15 protein-coding genes are annotated in these 15,606 nt (G+C 65.3%); all 15 read right to left on the bottom strand.

Going from position 1 to position 15,606, the window contains the following annotated elements; all coding sequences use genetic code 11:
* Positions 1-7: 7 nt before the first annotated feature.
* Positions 8-616: a DivIVA domain-containing protein gene (locus tag ACTU6V_RS10975; protein WP_443475613.1), complete on the bottom strand. Its 609-nt coding sequence runs from the start codon at positions 614-616 to the stop codon at positions 8-10.
* 107 nt (positions 617-723) lie between these two features.
* Positions 724-1,023, bottom strand: a complete 300-nt coding sequence (locus ACTU6V_RS10970; RefSeq protein ID WP_443475612.1) for a YggT family protein — start codon at positions 1,021-1,023, stop codon at positions 724-726.
* A gap of 3 nt (positions 1,024-1,026) precedes the next feature.
* On the bottom strand, positions 1,027-1,509 hold the full coding sequence (locus ACTU6V_RS10965; RefSeq protein WP_443469440.1) for a cell division protein SepF: 483 nt from the start codon (positions 1,507-1,509) through the stop codon (positions 1,027-1,029).
* A gap of 40 nt (positions 1,510-1,549) precedes the next feature.
* Positions 1,550-2,251: a YggS family pyridoxal phosphate-dependent enzyme gene (locus tag ACTU6V_RS10960; protein WP_443475611.1), complete on the bottom strand. Its 702-nt coding sequence runs from the start codon at positions 2,249-2,251 to the stop codon at positions 1,550-1,552.
* Positions 2,252-2,258: 7 nt separating this feature from the next.
* A complete protein-coding gene (ftsZ, locus tag ACTU6V_RS10955) occupies positions 2,259-3,410 on the bottom strand; it encodes a cell division protein FtsZ (RefSeq protein ID WP_443469442.1) in 1,152 nt (383 codons plus the stop codon).
* A 166-nt stretch (positions 3,411-3,576) separates the two neighbouring features.
* Positions 3,577-4,491, bottom strand: coding sequence for an FtsQ-type POTRA domain-containing protein (locus ACTU6V_RS10950; protein WP_443469443.1), 915 nt, complete (start codon positions 4,489-4,491; stop codon positions 3,577-3,579).
* Positions 4,492-4,494: 3 nt separating this feature from the next.
* Positions 4,495-5,907 (bottom strand): UDP-N-acetylmuramate--L-alanine ligase, encoded by a 1,413-nt coding sequence (murC, locus tag ACTU6V_RS10945; RefSeq protein ID WP_443475610.1) that lies wholly within the window; start codon positions 5,905-5,907, stop codon positions 4,495-4,497.
* A gap of 12 nt (positions 5,908-5,919) precedes the next feature.
* A complete protein-coding gene (locus ACTU6V_RS10940; protein ID WP_443475609.1) occupies positions 5,920-6,993 on the bottom strand; it encodes a UDP-N-acetylglucosamine--N-acetylmuramyl-(pentapeptide) pyrophosphoryl-undecaprenol N-acetylglucosamine transferase in 1,074 nt (357 codons plus the stop codon).
* Positions 6,990-8,198, bottom strand: coding sequence for a putative lipid II flippase FtsW (ftsW, locus tag ACTU6V_RS10935; protein ID WP_443469446.1), 1,209 nt, complete (start codon positions 8,196-8,198; stop codon positions 6,990-6,992). The genes ACTU6V_RS10940 and ftsW overlap by 4 nt, the downstream gene beginning before the upstream one ends.
* A complete protein-coding gene (gene murD / locus ACTU6V_RS10930) occupies positions 8,167-9,699 on the bottom strand; it encodes a UDP-N-acetylmuramoyl-L-alanine--D-glutamate ligase (RefSeq protein ID WP_443475608.1) in 1,533 nt (510 codons plus the stop codon). Before murD ends, ftsW begins: the two co-directional genes overlap by 32 nt.
* 13 nt (positions 9,700-9,712) lie before the next feature.
* On the bottom strand, positions 9,713-10,822 hold the full coding sequence (gene mraY, locus ACTU6V_RS10925; protein ID WP_443469448.1) for a phospho-N-acetylmuramoyl-pentapeptide-transferase: 1,110 nt from the start codon (positions 10,820-10,822) through the stop codon (positions 9,713-9,715).
* Entirely contained in the window at positions 10,819-12,231 is a 1,413-nt protein-coding gene (locus ACTU6V_RS10920) for a UDP-N-acetylmuramoyl-tripeptide--D-alanyl-D-alanine ligase (RefSeq protein WP_443475607.1), read from the bottom strand. The genes mraY and ACTU6V_RS10920 overlap by 4 nt, the downstream gene beginning before the upstream one ends.
* Before the next feature lie 28 nt (positions 12,232-12,259).
* On the bottom strand, positions 12,260-14,038 hold the full coding sequence (locus tag ACTU6V_RS10915; protein ID WP_443469450.1) for a peptidoglycan D,D-transpeptidase FtsI family protein: 1,779 nt from the start codon (positions 14,036-14,038) through the stop codon (positions 12,260-12,262).
* A gap of 21 nt (positions 14,039-14,059) precedes the next feature.
* Positions 14,060-14,647, bottom strand: coding sequence for a cell division protein FtsL (ftsL, locus tag ACTU6V_RS10910; RefSeq protein WP_443475606.1), 588 nt, complete (start codon positions 14,645-14,647; stop codon positions 14,060-14,062).
* Complete coding sequence (rsmH, locus tag ACTU6V_RS10905; RefSeq protein ID WP_443469452.1) at positions 14,644-15,582, bottom strand: 16S rRNA (cytosine(1402)-N(4))-methyltransferase RsmH; 939 nt, start codon at positions 15,580-15,582, stop codon at positions 14,644-14,646. The genes ftsL and rsmH overlap by 4 nt, the downstream gene beginning before the upstream one ends.
* Positions 15,583-15,606: the final 24 nt, after the last annotated feature.

The raw sequence follows: 15,606 nt of genomic DNA, 5'->3' as shown, positions 1-15,606 counted from the left end.
GGCTGACCTACAGTCCGATCGCCGAGACCGGTGTCGAGTCGGTCGAAGTCGACTTCTCATCGAGGTCGCGGAGCTGACCCTCGATGTAGCCGCGCAGCTGCGTGCGATAGTCGCGCTCGAAGTTGCGGAGTTCGGTGATGCGAGCCTCGAGCGTGTTGCGCTCGCGCTCGAGACGAGCCGACTCTTCGCGCTGCTTGACCTGAGCTTCGCTCTGGATGCGGTCGACCTCGGCCTGAGCCTCGGAGATGAGCTGGCTCTTCTTCGCCTCGCCCTCTGCGACGTGCTCATCGTGCAGGCGCTGGGCCAGTTCGATGATGCCCGCAGTAGCGGTCGTCGAGCCGGTAGCGGTCTCGACAGGCGCTGCCGGAACTGCTGCAACGGGAGCCGGAGCTTCCTCGATGACAGGCGCCTGCTCTGCCGCCGAAGCCTCAGTAGGCGTCTCGCCGGACTCGTAGGCGGCGAGCTTCGCTTTCAGCTCAGCATTCTCTTCCAGCGTCTTGCGCCACTCGACGACGATTTCGTCGAGGAAGTCATCGACCTCGTCCGGGTCGAAGCCGTCCTTGAAACGAACGTGCTGGAACGACTTGGTGACGACGTCATCCGGGGTCAGTGCCATTATCTCGGCTCCTCTTTCGATGAGTTCTGTTGCCAGTGTCTGAAGCATGGCGTGTTATTGATGAGGCGCGTACCCGGGGCGCGCGCCTCGTGCCAGCATAGTCCCGATCAGATGAATTGCCGCACGATGGACATCAGGATCAGCACTGCGAGCATGGTGAAAGTGAACCCGAAATCGAGTGCCAGCGTTCCGATACGCAGTGGAGGAATGAAGCGTCGGAACAGTCTGATCGGCGGGTCAGTGACCGTGTAGACCGCCTCAGCGGCTATGAGACCAGCACCCTTGGGGCGCCAACCGCGATTGAACAGCGGAATGTAATCAAGAATGAGCCGCGCGAACAGCACGAAGATGTAGATCAGCAGGATCAAATGAATGATCGATGCGATCCAGGAGACCACCCCGGCCACGGATCAGGACTGGTCGAAGCCCGTGGACTCCGGGTCAGCGCTTGCGATGCCGCCGTGCCCCGAGACAGCGATGTTCTCGGGCGAGAGCAGGAACACCTTGCTGGTCACGCGCTCGATCCGGCCGTACAGTCCGAGGGACAGGCCGCTTGCGAAGTCGATCAGACGGCGTGCATCAGCATCCGACATCTGCGACAGGTTGATGATCACCGGAATGCCTTCGCGGAAGCTCTCGGCGATCAACTGCGCGTCACGGTACTGCTTGGGGTGCACAGTGAGGATCTCGTTGACCGCACCGGCCGACGGCTGGCGCACGGCAACGGGGCGACGCAGCGGGGTGACGGGTGCCGGAGCGGGTTCGCTCTGCTCACGATCGCGGTCACGCTCGCGCTGCGCGCGTGCGGGTGCCGGAGCGAGCTGCTCCTCGTAGGCCTCTTCCTCATCGGCGAGTCCCAGGTACACCATGGTCTTCTTCAGCGGGTTTCCCATCGTGTCCTCCGTGTTCGACGTGGGCTGATCTGTTTCGAGGTTAACCCCGGTCTGGCCGGGGTCCCGTGATTGCCGAGCCGATCCGCAGGTGTGTCGCACCTGCGGCAATCGCCTCGGCGAAGTCTCCGGTCATGCCAGCCGAGATCCAGGTGGCGTTCGGCTCGCTCTCGCGGACGACGTCTGAGACGCCTCGTAGCCTTTCGAAGGCTGCCGCCGGCGGCTCACCCAGTGGAGCGACTCCCATCACTCCACGCAGCCGCAGCGAGGGCAGCGTGAGGATGTGATCGGCGAGCTCTGCCGCAGCATCCGGCTCGACTCCCCCGCGCCCCTCATCCGCTGTGAGATTGACCTGCAGGAGCACGTCAAGCACTCGCTGGTCCTCTGACTCATCCGACTGCGCCGCCCGATGCAGCGAATCGACGAGTTTGGCGCGATCGACCGAGTGCACGGCATCCGCACCTCGCCGAATGGCTCCGGCCTTCTTCGTCTGCGCCTGACCGATGAAGTGCCAGCGCAGTTCCGCGAGGTCATCAGCAATCTCTCCACGCTTCGCGGTGAGCTCCTGCTGCCGGTTCTCCCCCACGTCTCGTACGCCGAGTGCGTACAGGTCGCGTACGAGAGAAGCCGGGTGGAACTTGGTCACCACGATGCGCGTGATCTCGCCGGGGTTTCTGCCCGCCGAGCGTGCGGCCTCTGCGATCTGCGCGTCGATCGCAGACAGCCGCTGCGCCAGTTCACCCAAAGCGGGCCTACTTCAGGAACTCGGGAATGTCGATGTCATCGTCCGTGAACGCCGGCTCGAGGCTCGTCGATGCCACGCGAGGCGCCGCCGGTCGCTCAGCGGACTCGGCGGTGCTCTTCGGCGCCTCAGTCTCTTCGTCGGAGAGAGTGACCTCGGGAAGCGATGCGGGCTCCGGACGAGAGACGATGATCGGGTCAAGGCGCTGCGAGGGTTCACCACCGTCGAACCCAGCGGCGATCACCGTCACGCGCACCTCGTCGCCGAGAGTGTCGTCGATGACGGTACCGAAGATGATGTTCGCTTCGGGGTGCGCCGCTTCCTTGACAAGGTCTGCAGCATCGTGGATCTCGAAGATTCCGAGGTTCGATCCACCCTGAATCGAGAGCAGCACGCCGTGCGCGCCCTCGATGGATGCTTCGAGCAGCGGCGATTCGACAGCAAGCTCAGCCGCCTTGATGGCGCGGTCGGCGCCGCGAGCGGACCCGATGCCCATGAGAGCCGAGCCGGCACCCTGCATGACCGACTTCACGTCAGCGAAGTCGAGGTTGATGAGACCAGGGGTGGTGATGAGGTCGGTGATGCCCTGCACACCGGCGAGCAGCACCTGGTCGGCCGTGGCGAACGCCTCGATCATCGAGATGCCGCGGTCGCTGATCTCCAGCAGACGGTCGTTGGGCACGACGATGAGAGTGTCGACCTCTTCCTTCAGCTTGGCGACGCCTGCCTCTGCCTGGCTCTGACGGCGGCGGCCTTCGAACGAGAACGGCTTGGTGACGACACCGATGGTCAACGCGCCGATCGACTTCGCAATGCGCGCGACGACCGGAGCGCCACCGGTGCCGGTTCCGCCGCCCTCGCCCGCAGTGACGAAGACCATGTCGGCTCCGGCGAGTGCCTGCTCGATCTCTTCGGCGTGGTCATCTGCGGCCCGCCGACCGATCTCAGGGTCGGCTCCTGCGCCGAGTCCTCGGGTGAGCTCGCGGCCGACGTCAAGCTTGACGTCGGCGTCACTCATCAGCAGCGCCTGCGCATCGGTGTTGACAGCGATGAACTCGACGCCTCGAAGGCCGAGATCGATCATGCGGTTGACGGCGTTGACGCCGCCACCGCCGACGCCGACGACCTTGATCACGGCGAGGTAGTTCTGGTTCTGGCTCATGGCCGGCCTCCGATAGTTCGAGCCTGGAAAGAATGTGAACCTTAAACCTCAACTAGAGGTGTAAAGTATTTCCCGGTATTGCGTTCTCAAGATCGAAGGTATGCGCGATCCTGCCGTGTGCGCGCAGCGACACGGGTGTGTCGTGTGTTCCGGTGCGCAATCGCGCTCAACCGGCGACGACCACGTCCGGCGAAGAGACATCGATCGTGCGGGCCGCCGGATTCGCCAGCATCGTCGAGGTCAGAGTGCGCGCCTTCTCAACCGACTTCTCAGCGCTCCCCCAGAAGACGGTCAGTCCGCTAGAGAGCTTCAGCGACACATCGTCCAGAGTGCTCGCCGAAGCCTCGACGAGCGATCCGCGCACGTCAGCGGGAAGCGAGCGGATCACGAGTCCGACCGACTCGAATGCGTCTGACTCGACCCCACGTTCCACGCGCAGTATCGGCTGTCCTGCAGGAACCTGCGCAGTGGTCGACAGGGCGACTCCCGCGGCATCCACGAGCGTGTACCCGGCATCCGATTCGATCACGCCGATGGGTGTGCGCTCGACGATGCGAACCGTCAGATCATGCGGCGGCTTCGCCTCCAGCGCATAGCTCTCGATCAACGGATAGGCCATCAGCGCGGCCTTCACCTCGCTCTCATCCACAAGAGCGAGCGGCGTGCCGATCTGGTCGGCCAGCGCGGCCTGGATCTGCGCTGGGTCGATCGTGGAAGCCCCGACGACATTGATCCGCTCGACCGCGAACAGCGGGCTGTATGCCGCGATCGCACTGCCGCCGACCAGCACGATCAGTGCGCCGAGAACGCTCAGCCAGATGATTCGGCGCCTGCGGGACCGCTGAGTGAACCGGCGGATCTCGGCGCGCAGACGCTTACGGCGAGCACGAGCGGCCCGCCACACATCTTTCGCGGTGAGGTCGTCCCACGACTCCGGTTCGGCCTGCGAAATATCCGCGTCAAGATCAGTGGCGCTCGAACGCAGCTCGACCGGCTCGACCGTCTCGTCGGTGAGAGGCCGGCGCGCCGATGTTGCGTGCGCCTCCCCCGGTGGAGTCGGAAGCGGTGCCGGGCGGCGCATCGATCAGCCCTCTGCGCCGGGCGCCGGGCGCTGTCGGAGCGATTCGAGCACCTGCGGGATGATCAGGTAGACATTGCCGCAGCCGAGAGTGATGACGTAGTCGCCCTCTTGCACGATCGACGCCGTGTAATCGGCGGCCTCCTGCCAGTCCGGAACGTAGTGCACGTGGTCAGAGTCGGCGAACGCACCACTGACCAGCTCGCCCGTGACTCCAGGCACCGGATCCTCCCGTGCCCCGTATACGTCGAGCATGACAGTGTGATCGGCATAGGTCTCCAGCACCTCCGCGAACTCGCGATACATGTGCTGTGTGCGCGAGTACGTGTGCGGCTGCTGGATGGCGATGAGCCTTCCCTCGCCGACGACGCCTCGCGCGGCTTCCAGCGCCGCCTTCACCTCGGTCGGGTGATGAGCGTAGTCGTCGAAGACACTCACACCGCGCTCAACGCCGTGCAGCTCGAATCGGCGCACGGTGCCCGCGAAGCTCTCCACAGCGCGCACAGAATCCGCGAACGCATGGCCGAGAGCGACGAGTACCGCCACCGCGCCTGCGGCATTGATCGCGTTGTGCGCACCGGGGACGACCAGCTGCATCCGCTCGCTCGCGCCACCGTGGCTGATCGTCGCTGAAACGGGGCCTGTCGTGGAGATGTCGGCGAGGCGGACATCGGCATCGGCGGCGGTGCCGAACGTGATCACGTTCTGGTGCGAGAGACCGGCCTTCACGCGCAGGGCACCAGGATCGTCGCTGGAGATCACAACGGCCTCGCCTGCCGCATCCGCGAACTGCACGAATGCGTCGTGGAATGCCTCGTCCGATCCGTAATGGTCCAGGTGATCAGGATCGACATTGGTGATGAGAGCGATGGCCGTGTCGTAGAGCAGAAACGTTCCATCGGACTCATCGGCCTCGATGACGAAGAGATCATCGGTTCCCGAGGAGCTCGAGACGCCGAGCTGCTCGATCACTCCGCCGTTGACGAAGTTCGGGTCGGTGCGCAGGGCCTGCAGGGCCGTCACGATCATGCCCGTGGAGGTCGTCTTGCCGTGCGCGCCGGCGACCGAGACGAGCCGATGCCCGCGAATCAGCCAGTGCAGCGCCTGCGAACGATGGATGACGTGCAGGCCGCGTTCCTTGGCGGTGACGAACTCGGGGTTCTCCGGCCAGATCGCGCCCGTGTGCACGACGGTGTCAGCATCGCCGAGGTGGGCGGCATCGTGACCGACGTGCACGGTCGCGCCAGCTGCCGCGAGAGCACGAAGGCTATCGCTGTCCGCGCGGTCTGAACCGGACACCCGGATGCCGGCATCGAGGAACATCTTCGCCAACCCGCTCATGCCAGACCCACCGATCCCGATGAAGTGGGCGGCGGTGATGGAGTCCGGAATCGGGAGAGAGAGGTCAGGCTTGATCATGTCCCCTCCATCCTAATTCGTGAGAGCGCCGTCGATCATGGCGACGACGTTCTGTGTGCCGGTGCGCGTGCCGACGTGCACGGCTGCCTTAGCCATGCGATCGATGCGCGCGCGATCGGCGAGCAGCGGGATGATCTCCTCGCGCACCTTGTCACCGGTGAAGGTGCCGTCATCGATCAGCAGCGCGGCTCCCGCGGCGACAGCCGACGCGGCATTCAGACGCTGCTCACCATTGCCGACGGCGTACGGCACGTATACCGCGGGGATGCCGAGAGCACTGATCTCGCTGACGGTCGCAGAGCCTGCGCGCGAGACGATCAGATCGGCCAGCGCGAATGCGAGATCCATCCGGTCGACGTAGCGACGCACCGCATATCCGGGCACTTCTGGGTCAACGAGGTCGCTGCGCTCCCCCGTGACGTGCAGCAGCTGCCACCCGGCGGCGAGCACATCGCCCCAGGAATCGGCCAGTGCCTCGTTCAGTCGCTGCGCACCGAGTGACCCGCCGAACACGAGCAGCACGGGGCGGGCCGGATCCAATTCGAAGGCTGCAGCGGCCTCTGCGCGCGATGCCGCCCGATCGAGATCAACGATCTCGTGGCGCAGCGGCATCCCGACGACCTCTCCCCGCTTGAGCGGGGTGCCCTCGAAAGCGACGCCCACTCCGGCAGCGCGCCCAGCGCCCAATCTGTTCGCCAGGCCCGGCCGGGCGTTCGCCTCGTGCACGATGTAGGGAACTTTCTCCCGGCGCGCGGCGACATAGGCGGGCGCGGAAGCGTAGCCGCCGAATCCGACCACGACATCGACCTCGTGCTCGCGGATGTGCGCGCGCACCTGCGCGATCGCCTTGCGGAACCGTCCGGGAAAAGCGATGGCCGCCTGATTCGGGCGCCGAGGGAACGGCACCTTGTCGACGATGAGCAGCTCATAGCCGCGTGCGGGCACGAGCCTCGCTTCCAGCCCTTCCTTCGTCCCGAGAACCAGGACGGAAGAGTGCGCGTCGCGCTCTCGCAGAGAATCGGCGACAGCGAGCAGAGGATTGACGTGGCCGGCAGTGCCGCCACCTGCGAGGAGGTACGAGGTCACCTCGTGACCTTACCCCGCTCAGTTGCAGGAATCGTGCGAGCGAACGCGAGGAGCACGCCGCACGCCAACAGCACGGCGAGCAAGGCGGTACCGCCCTGCGACATGAACGGCAGCGGCACGCCCATGACCGGGAGCACGCCGATGACGACGCCGATGTTGATGAGTGCCTGGCCGAGGATCCATACCGTGATGCCACCGGCTGCGACGCGGATAAACGGGTCATCGGTCTTGCGCATCACATGGAAGGCGCCGACCGCGAAGAAGGTGAACAGCGCCAGCACGACGAGGCAGCCGATGAGTCCCAGCTCTTCACCGACGATCGCGAAGATGAAGTCGTTCGCGGCTGCAGGAAGCCAGCCGTACTTCTCTTGGGAGTTGCCCAGGCCCAGGCCGAAGATCCCGCCGTTGGCCATGCCCCATACGGCGTGGATCGACTGGTAGCAGTCATGCTCGTAATTGCTCATGTCGGAGCACACCGCGGTGATCCGTCGCATGCGGTCGGGGCTTGCGATCGCCAGAGCGATGACGCCGACGACCCCGAGCAGAACGGGGAGGATGAACAGGCGCAGCTTCACGCCGGCGAAGAACAGGCAGCCGAGCAAGATGAGCACGAGCACCATCGCCGTACCGAGGTCACGACCGGCCATCACGGTGCCGAAGACGAGCAACCCGACCGGGATCACCGGGATGAACACGTGGCGCCAGATGCCCAGCAGGGCGCGCTTGCGCAGCAGCACGTAGGCGATCCACAGTGCGAGCGCGAGTTTCAGGAATTCTGATGGCTGCATCGTGAAGCCGGCCAGACGGATCCAGTTGCGGTTTCCGGCGTCGGTGACGCCCAGAGGCGTGAACACCAGCAGCTGCATCAGGGTGGCGGCGATCAGCAGCGGCCACGCCATCTTCTTCAGGAACTTGATCGGCAGTCTGCTCACGAGGAACATCAGCGGGATGCCGATGGCGGCGAACATGCTCTGCTTCAGCGCCGTGTCCATGACGCCGGATTCGGTCGCGCTGGTAGCGGAGATCACCATCACGATCCCGAACACCGTCAGCAACAGAGCTGTGGATGCGATCAGCAGGAACTCGCTCGAGGGCGGCGTGAAGATACGTCCCAGTGAGACGCGAGCGGCAAGACCGCGTGAGTCCGAGGGCGAGGAGTCGGCTACCGCGCGGTCAGTGCGCGACGGGCGGGCTGCCTGCGTCATCGGCACTCCCCCGGTCGATCCACTTCTGCACCGCGTCGGCGAAGCGGTGGCCACGATCCGCGTAGCTTTCGAACTGATCGAAGGATGCCGCGGCGGGTGCCAGTAGAACTGTGCCCCCGTCAGTGGCGATCCCTGCGGCCAGTTCCACCACGCGGGTCATCACATCTTCAGTCTCACCAGTGGCGACCTCATAGACCCGCACGTCGGGCGCGTGTCGCGCGAATGCCGCCAGAACGTCGCCGCGCTCTACGCCGATGACAAGAGCTGCGCTCGCTGTGCGGCCGGCACCTGCCACGAGTTCAGAGACGTCGACACCCTTCAGGTCTCCGCCCACGACCCAGACGGCCCCGGGGTACGCACGCAACGAGGAGGCAGCCGCATGCGGGTTGGTGGCTTTGGAATCATCGATCCAGGTGACGCCAGCATGTCGGGCCACGACCTGGATCCGGTGCTCATCGAGGCGGAAGCGCTCCAGTGCGCGACGGATCGCAGCGGGCTCTGCACCGAGGGCCCGCGCCAGAGCGCTGGCAGCGAGGATGTTCTGCACGATGTGCGGAGCGGCAAGCCCTGCCTCTACTAGCTCAGCGATCGTCGTAAGCTCGAGCGCATTGTTTCGACGGTCGTCGAGGAAAGCACGATCGACGAGAATGCCGTCGACCACGCCGACATCGCTGGGACCGGGAATCCCGAGGTCGAACCCGATCGCTCGGGCGCCGTCTGTGACGTCGGCCTCTTCCACCATGACCCTGGTCGCCTCATCGGCCTTGTTGTAGACGCAGGCGACGCGCGTATTGCGATAGACGAAGGACTTCGCCTCGCGGTACGCCTCGGCGCTGCCATGCCACACGAGGTGGTCGTCAGCGAGGTTCAGGCAGACCGCGGAATGCGGCACGAGCTGTCCCTCTGGCGCACTCTGTCCGATGTACCAGAGCTGGTGGCTGGAGAGCTCCACGACGAGCACATCGAATCCGGCGGGATCGCGAACAGCATCCAACACCGGAACGCCGATGTTTCCGCAGGGAGCGGCGCGAAGCCCTCCTTCGACGAGCAGCGTCGCGGTCAGCTGGGTGGTCGTCGTCTTGCCGTTGGTGCCGGTGATCAGCACCCAGTCCGCTGGCATTCCATCGGCGCGCACGACCTTGTCGCGCACGCGCCAGGCCAGTTCCACATCTCCCCATAGCGCGATGCCCGACTCGAGCGTCCAGCGGATGACCGGGTGCGATGGCGCGAATCCCGGGGACGCGACGACGACGTCAGGCGCGAACTCCACAAGTTCTGTCGGGGCCTGGTCGAGTGGCCCGAGCACGAGGCGCGCACCGATCACGGGAACGAGGCGCTCGTAGTCCTCGGATGCAGACTCGGAGAGGACGAGCACGTCTGCGCCGAGCTCGGTGAGCGTGTCTGCAGCGGCGAAACCGGTCACGGACAGACCGAGCACGGCAACGCGCAACCCTTTCCAGTCAGCGTGCCAGCTGGTGAGGGCTTCTAATCGTTGTGTCATTTCACGCGCCAGCTCATATCAGGGTGAGCCATTCCACATAGAACAGCCCGATCGCCCCGATCGCGAGAAGACCGGCGATGATCCACAGACGGACGACGATCGTCACCTCTGGCCAGCCGCGCATCTCGAGGTGGTGGTGGAACGGGCTCATCAGGAACAGTCGCTTGCCGCGAGTGATCTTGAAGTACAGCCGCTGCAGAATCACCGATCCGGACGACAGCACGAAGACGCCGGCGATCACGAACAGGAGGAGCTCGGTGCGGGTGAGGATCGCCATCGCGGTGATCACGCCGCCGATCGACATGGAACCGACATCACCCATGAAGACCTTGGCCTTGGGAGCGTTCCACCACAGGAATCCGATGAGGCCTGCCGCGAAGGATGCCGCGACGATGGCGAGGTTGAAGGGATCACGCACCTCGTAGCAGGCATCCAGCGCCGCAGGATCAACGCCCGTGCCTGCGCAGGACTGCTTGAACTGCCAGAAGGCGATGAGGCTGTAGGCGCTGACGACAAAGACCCCTGCGCCAGCCGCGAGGCCGTCAAGACCGTCGGTGAGGTTCACGCTGTTGGAGGTCGCGATGCCGATCACGGCGATCCAGATCAGGTAGACGACCCAGCCGATCACCACGCCGAAGGCGAAGAGATTCAACCACGAGATGTCGCGGAACAGCGAGATCGAGCCGCTGGCCGGTGTCTGCCCGAACTGGTTCGGGAAGTTCAGGGCGACGATTCCGAACGGGATCATCACGATGAGCTGACCGATGACCTTGCGCCAGCCGGAGAGGCCGAGGCTGCGCTGCGATCGGACTTTCATGTAGTCGTCGATGAACCCGACGGCACCGAATCCGACCATGAGCCACAGCACGAGGATCGCCGATAGTGCGGGGGTGCTGCCTCCGGCGTAGACGCCGGTGAAGTAGCCGACGATGGTGCCCATGATGAAGATCACGCCGCCCATCGTGGGGGTGCCGCGTTTGGCTTCGTGGCTGGGGTTCGCGATGTCTTCAGGGGTGCGAATGACCTGACCCCAGCCCCAGCGGCGGAACAGCCGGAGGAAGACGGGAGTCAGGAACAGTGTGAAGGCCAGCGATATCGCCGCTGCCATGAGGAGTGATCTCACGAGAACAATTCTCCCAGACGATCGCCGAGATGCCGGAGCCCCACGGAATTGGATGATTTCACGAGCACGCGATCGCCGTCGCGCAGCTCAGTTCGCAGATACTCGAACGCGGCATCCTGATCGGGCAGGTGCAGCGCCTCGCTGTCCCATGAGCCCTCGCCGACAACGGAGAGGTAGAGCCTGCGAGCCTCTGGCCCGACAACGACGATGCGTCGGATGTTCAGACGCACGGCGAGCAGGCCGATGCGGTCGTGCTCCTCCCCCGCGCTCTCGCCGAGTTCACTCATCGCGCCGAGCACCGCGACAGTGCGCTCGTCTGGCCCGGTGATCTGAGCGAGCGTGCGCAGGGCTGCGGCCATGGAGTCGGGACTGGCGTTGTAGGCGTCGTTGATGATGCGCACGCTGTCGTTCCCCATCGGCTGCATTCGCCAGCGCTCAGCGACCTCGATGGTCTCGATCCGCGCGATCGCATGCTCGATGCTCACCCCCAACGCTCGGGATGCGGCAATCGCAGCGAGGGCGTTGGAGATGTGGTGCGCGCCGAGCACCTTGAGATGCAAGGGGTGGGTCTCGCCGTCGACAGTGATGCGGGCGCGCGTGCCGTCAGCTGCGACGAGCACGTCGGAAGCCCGGACCTCGGCGGACTCGCCCTGGCCGAAGCCGACGACCGTCATGCTGTGCGCTTCGGCGGCCTCACGCATGGCCCAGACGCGAGGATCATCACTGTTGAGTACGGCGATGCCGCCAGGGCGGGATGCGTCGATCAGCTCGGCCTTCGCCTTCGCCGTGGTCTCGATGCCGCCGAAGCCGCCCGCGTGAGCCAGCCCGACCATCAGGATCACCGCGACGTCAGGTTCGACGAGCCCGGCCAGATGCGCAATCGCTCCAGGCGCCGCTGCTCCGAACTCGCAGACGAGGAAGCGTGTGTCGTCGGTGACCCGGAGCATTGTGATCGGAGCGCCGACCTCGTTGTTGTACGAATCGATCGGTGCGACCGTCTCGCCCTCGTCCTGCAGAATGCGGGCGAGCAGATTCTTCGTCGTCGTCTTGCCGTTGGATCCGGTGATGCCGACGATCTTCAGATCGCCCTTCGCACGAACTCTCGCGACGACCGCACGCGCGAGTGCAGCCAGAGCTCCGACAGCATCTGCCACGATGATCTGCGAAACAGCGACATCGACGACGTGCTCGACGAGCGCAAGTGCTGCACCGTTCTCGACGGCGGCACCGACGAAGCGGTGGCCATCCGTCTGCGCACCCGGCTTGGCGACGAAGATCCCGCCGGGAGTCATCTTCCGAGAATCCGTGTCGACCACACCGCCCACGGCGGTCTCGGCCGTGTCGTCACCGACGACACGCAGATCGCCTCCGGTGATGGCAGCGATCTCAGCGAGCGACAGAGCGATCATGACATCTCCATGCGCGGCGCGATGCCGGCTAGTTGAACTTGGGGAGCAGCTCGTCCATCGGCACGGTGGACGGCGAGACTCGGTACGTCTTCAGCACCTGCGTCATCGCCTTCTGAAAGGCGGACGCGGTCGCGGCGGACGATACAACCTTAGTCGGCTCATCGAGAGTGACCAGAACGACGTACTGCGGATCATCGACCGGAGCGAAGCCGATCATGCTGGTGGAGTAGCGACCGGCGAGGTATCCGCCGCCGTCGGCCTTCTGCGCCGTACCGGTCTTGGTCGCCACTCGGTAGCCGGGCACTTCGACCTGCTTGCTGAGGCCGCCCTGCACCGTGACGTTCTCGAGAATTCGGGTCACCTCAGTGGCTGTCTCGTTCGAGATGATCTGCTCGTGCTTGGGTGCTTCGGGCTTGAGGATCGTGCCATCGCCCTGGGTGCAGGACTCGATCAGCGACAGGTCGATCTTCTCACCGCCGTTGGCGATCGCCTGGTAGGCACCGGCCATCTGCGGAGCGGTGACAGTGAGCGCCTGGCCGAAGGTGGTCGTGTAGAGCGTCTGGCTGTCCCAGTTCTCGTACGGGTGCAGGACCCCCGCCTCCTCGCGCGGGAAGTCGACCGTCTTCTGCCCGACTCCGAACTTCTGGATGTAGTCGTATCGTGTCTTCGCGTCGATCATCGTGCCGAACTTCGACAGCGCGACGTTCGACGAATCGATCAGGGCTCCGGCGAGCCGGTACTGGTACGTGTCGTGACGGAACGGGTCATTGATCACCGCTCCGTTCGGGAAGACCTCGCGGTCGTCCACCGTGACCGTGGTGTTCAGGTCCGCGGCACCGGCATCGAGCACAGCGGCCGCAGTGATCGCCTTGAACGTCGACCCTGGCTCGAACGTCGCGCCGAAGACCCTCGTGCCCCAGTCATCGGGAGAGGACGCGTTGAGGTCGTTGGGGTCGAGCGAGGGCCATTCGGCTGCCGCACGGATCTTGCCGGTGTTGACCTCGACGACCGTCACGGTGCCGGATTTGGCACCCATCCGCTGTGCTTCCTCAGAGATCAGCTGCTGCAGGTACCACTGCAGGTCGCTGTTGATGGTCAGCTGCACGGAGCCGCCGTTGACCGCTTCCTTGACCCGTTCGCTGCCGGGAATGATGTTGCCGTCTTTGCCGCGAAGGTATGTGCGCTCACCGTTGCTGGGAGCGAGGCACGTGCCTTCCATCTGCTCGATGCCCGCCTGTCCCTGCCCGGCGTTGTCGACGTACCCGACGACGTTTCCGGCGACCGCGCCGTTGGGGTAGACCCGCGTCTCACGCGGATCGGCGTGCAGGTAGACCAGCCCGAGATCGCGCAGTTCGAGGTATTGCTCGGTGCTCAGACCGTTGGCGAGCTCGTAGTACTGCGAGCTGGGATCGTTCTCGAGGTTCTGCGCGACGCCAGACCGCAGCTCTTCGACGTCTTGACCCGTGATCGCAGCGATCTTCTCGGATGCTTCGCTCCACGGCACCTTCGGCGGCTTCTCGGTGTCGTTCTCGAGCTGCATGATCAGACTCGGGCTCAGCTGCGCGTCGTAGACCTTCATGCTCGAGGCGAGCGTGATGCCGTTCTGGTCGAGGATCGTTCCCCGATCGCCATGCAGCGTTGCGGTGCTTCCGAGTTGGCCGACGTTGAGCGAATCTGCGACGTGGTCATTCGCGCTCACGACCTGGATATCGACCAGGCGGACCACGAACGCCGAGAGCACGGCGAGGATCACCGCGAGGGCGACGACGGTCCGGCGGCGCGGGCCGCGCGTTGCTCGAGTCGTCATTCTGCTTGCTCCGTGTCCGTGTCAGCGGGTGGTCGGGCTGGGGAGGCCATCGGTGATCGGTGGGGGGAGGTTCGGATCGGGCACGTCGCCCACTGTCTGCTCCGCTGCCGCGTTCTCTGCGGCCGCAGCCTCGAGCGCGGCGTGATCGAGCAGGGCGTTGTGTACCGCACCGCTGCCCTTCGGATCGACCGTGGATCGCCAGTCGGCACCGGTATTGGCACCGATCACGGCAGAGTCGCTCAACCGCAGGTAGGAAGCGGATCCGGCCACGACCATGCCGAGCTCGGATGCTTTCGTCGCCAGCAGCTGGGGCGATTCGATGCCGGCGAGGTCGTCCTGGAGGGCACTGGCCTGCAGATTCAACTCGCGCTGCTGGGATGTGAGGTCGGCGAGCACGAAGGAGTCGTTGGTGATGGCGAGCGACAGCCCGATCTGACCGGCGCCGATGAGCGCTGCCCCACCGAGAGCCACCAGTGCGTAGACGAGCTTCGGCCGACGGCGAGGAACGGGAGCGACGACCGTGCGCAGCCGACGACCGGTGCTCGCCGGCTTCGACGGTGCGGCCGGTGCGGTCGTCGGCAGCACGGCTGCGGCGGTGGCCCGGCTCATACCGCTGCCCTTACTCGCTCGGCTGCGCGCAGGCGCACCGGAATCGCACGCGGATTGCGCGCCTTCTCCTCGTCGCTGGCGAACTCGGCGCCCTTTGTCAGCGTGCGGAAGCGGGGTGCGTGCTCGGGGAGCTCGACGGGGAGGCCCGCAGGGGCAGTCGATGCGGATGCCGCGGCGAACGCCTGCTTGATGAGGCGATCCTCGAGCGACTGATAGCTCATCACGACGATCCGGCCCCCGATGGTCAGCGCGTCCATCGCGGCGGGGATCGCGTCGGCGAGAACACTGAGCTCGGAGTTGACTTCGATGCGCAGGGCCTGGAAAACGCGCTTGGCCGGATGCCCTGCCCGCTGCACGGCCGCTGGAGTCGCTGCCTGCAGCAGGTCGACGAGATCCTGCGAACGGACGAGGGGCTGCGCGTCGCGTGACTGCACGATGAAACGCGCATAGCGGGCAGCCAGCTTCTCTTCGCCGTATCGCTCAAAGATGCGCCGCAGGTTTCCCTCGCTGTATGTGGCGAGGACTTCAGCCGCGGTCACGCCCTTGGTCTGGTCCATCCGCATATCCAGCGGAGCGTCCTTCGAGTAGGCGAACCCGCGCTCTGCCTCATCGAGCTGCAGTGAGGAGACGCCGAGGTCCATCAGGATGGCGGATGCACCCTGTGCGTGCAGACCAATCTCGTCGTACACCGTGTGCACGAGCGTGAGCCGGTCGGCGAATCGCGCCAGTCGCTCTCCTGCGATGCGCAGCGCATCGGTGTCGCGGTCGAGACCGATGAGTCGGATGTTGTCGAACCGCTCGAGGAGCGCCTCGGAATGGCCGCCCATGCCGAGGGTCGCGTCGACCACGATCGCGCCATCGTGCTGGATGGCCGGGGCCATCAGCTCGATGCAGCGATCGAGGAGGACGGGAGTGTGGATATCGCGAAGGTTCATGATCTTGTCCGGTGACCTGGGCCC

It is taken from the genome of Microbacterium zouquanmingi (assembly GCF_052266675.1).
Lineage (GTDB): Bacteria > Actinomycetota > Actinomycetes > Actinomycetales > Microbacteriaceae > Microbacterium.
The sequence above is the reverse complement of the archived record's forward strand: the minus strand, read 5'-3'. Positions and strand labels throughout refer to the sequence as shown.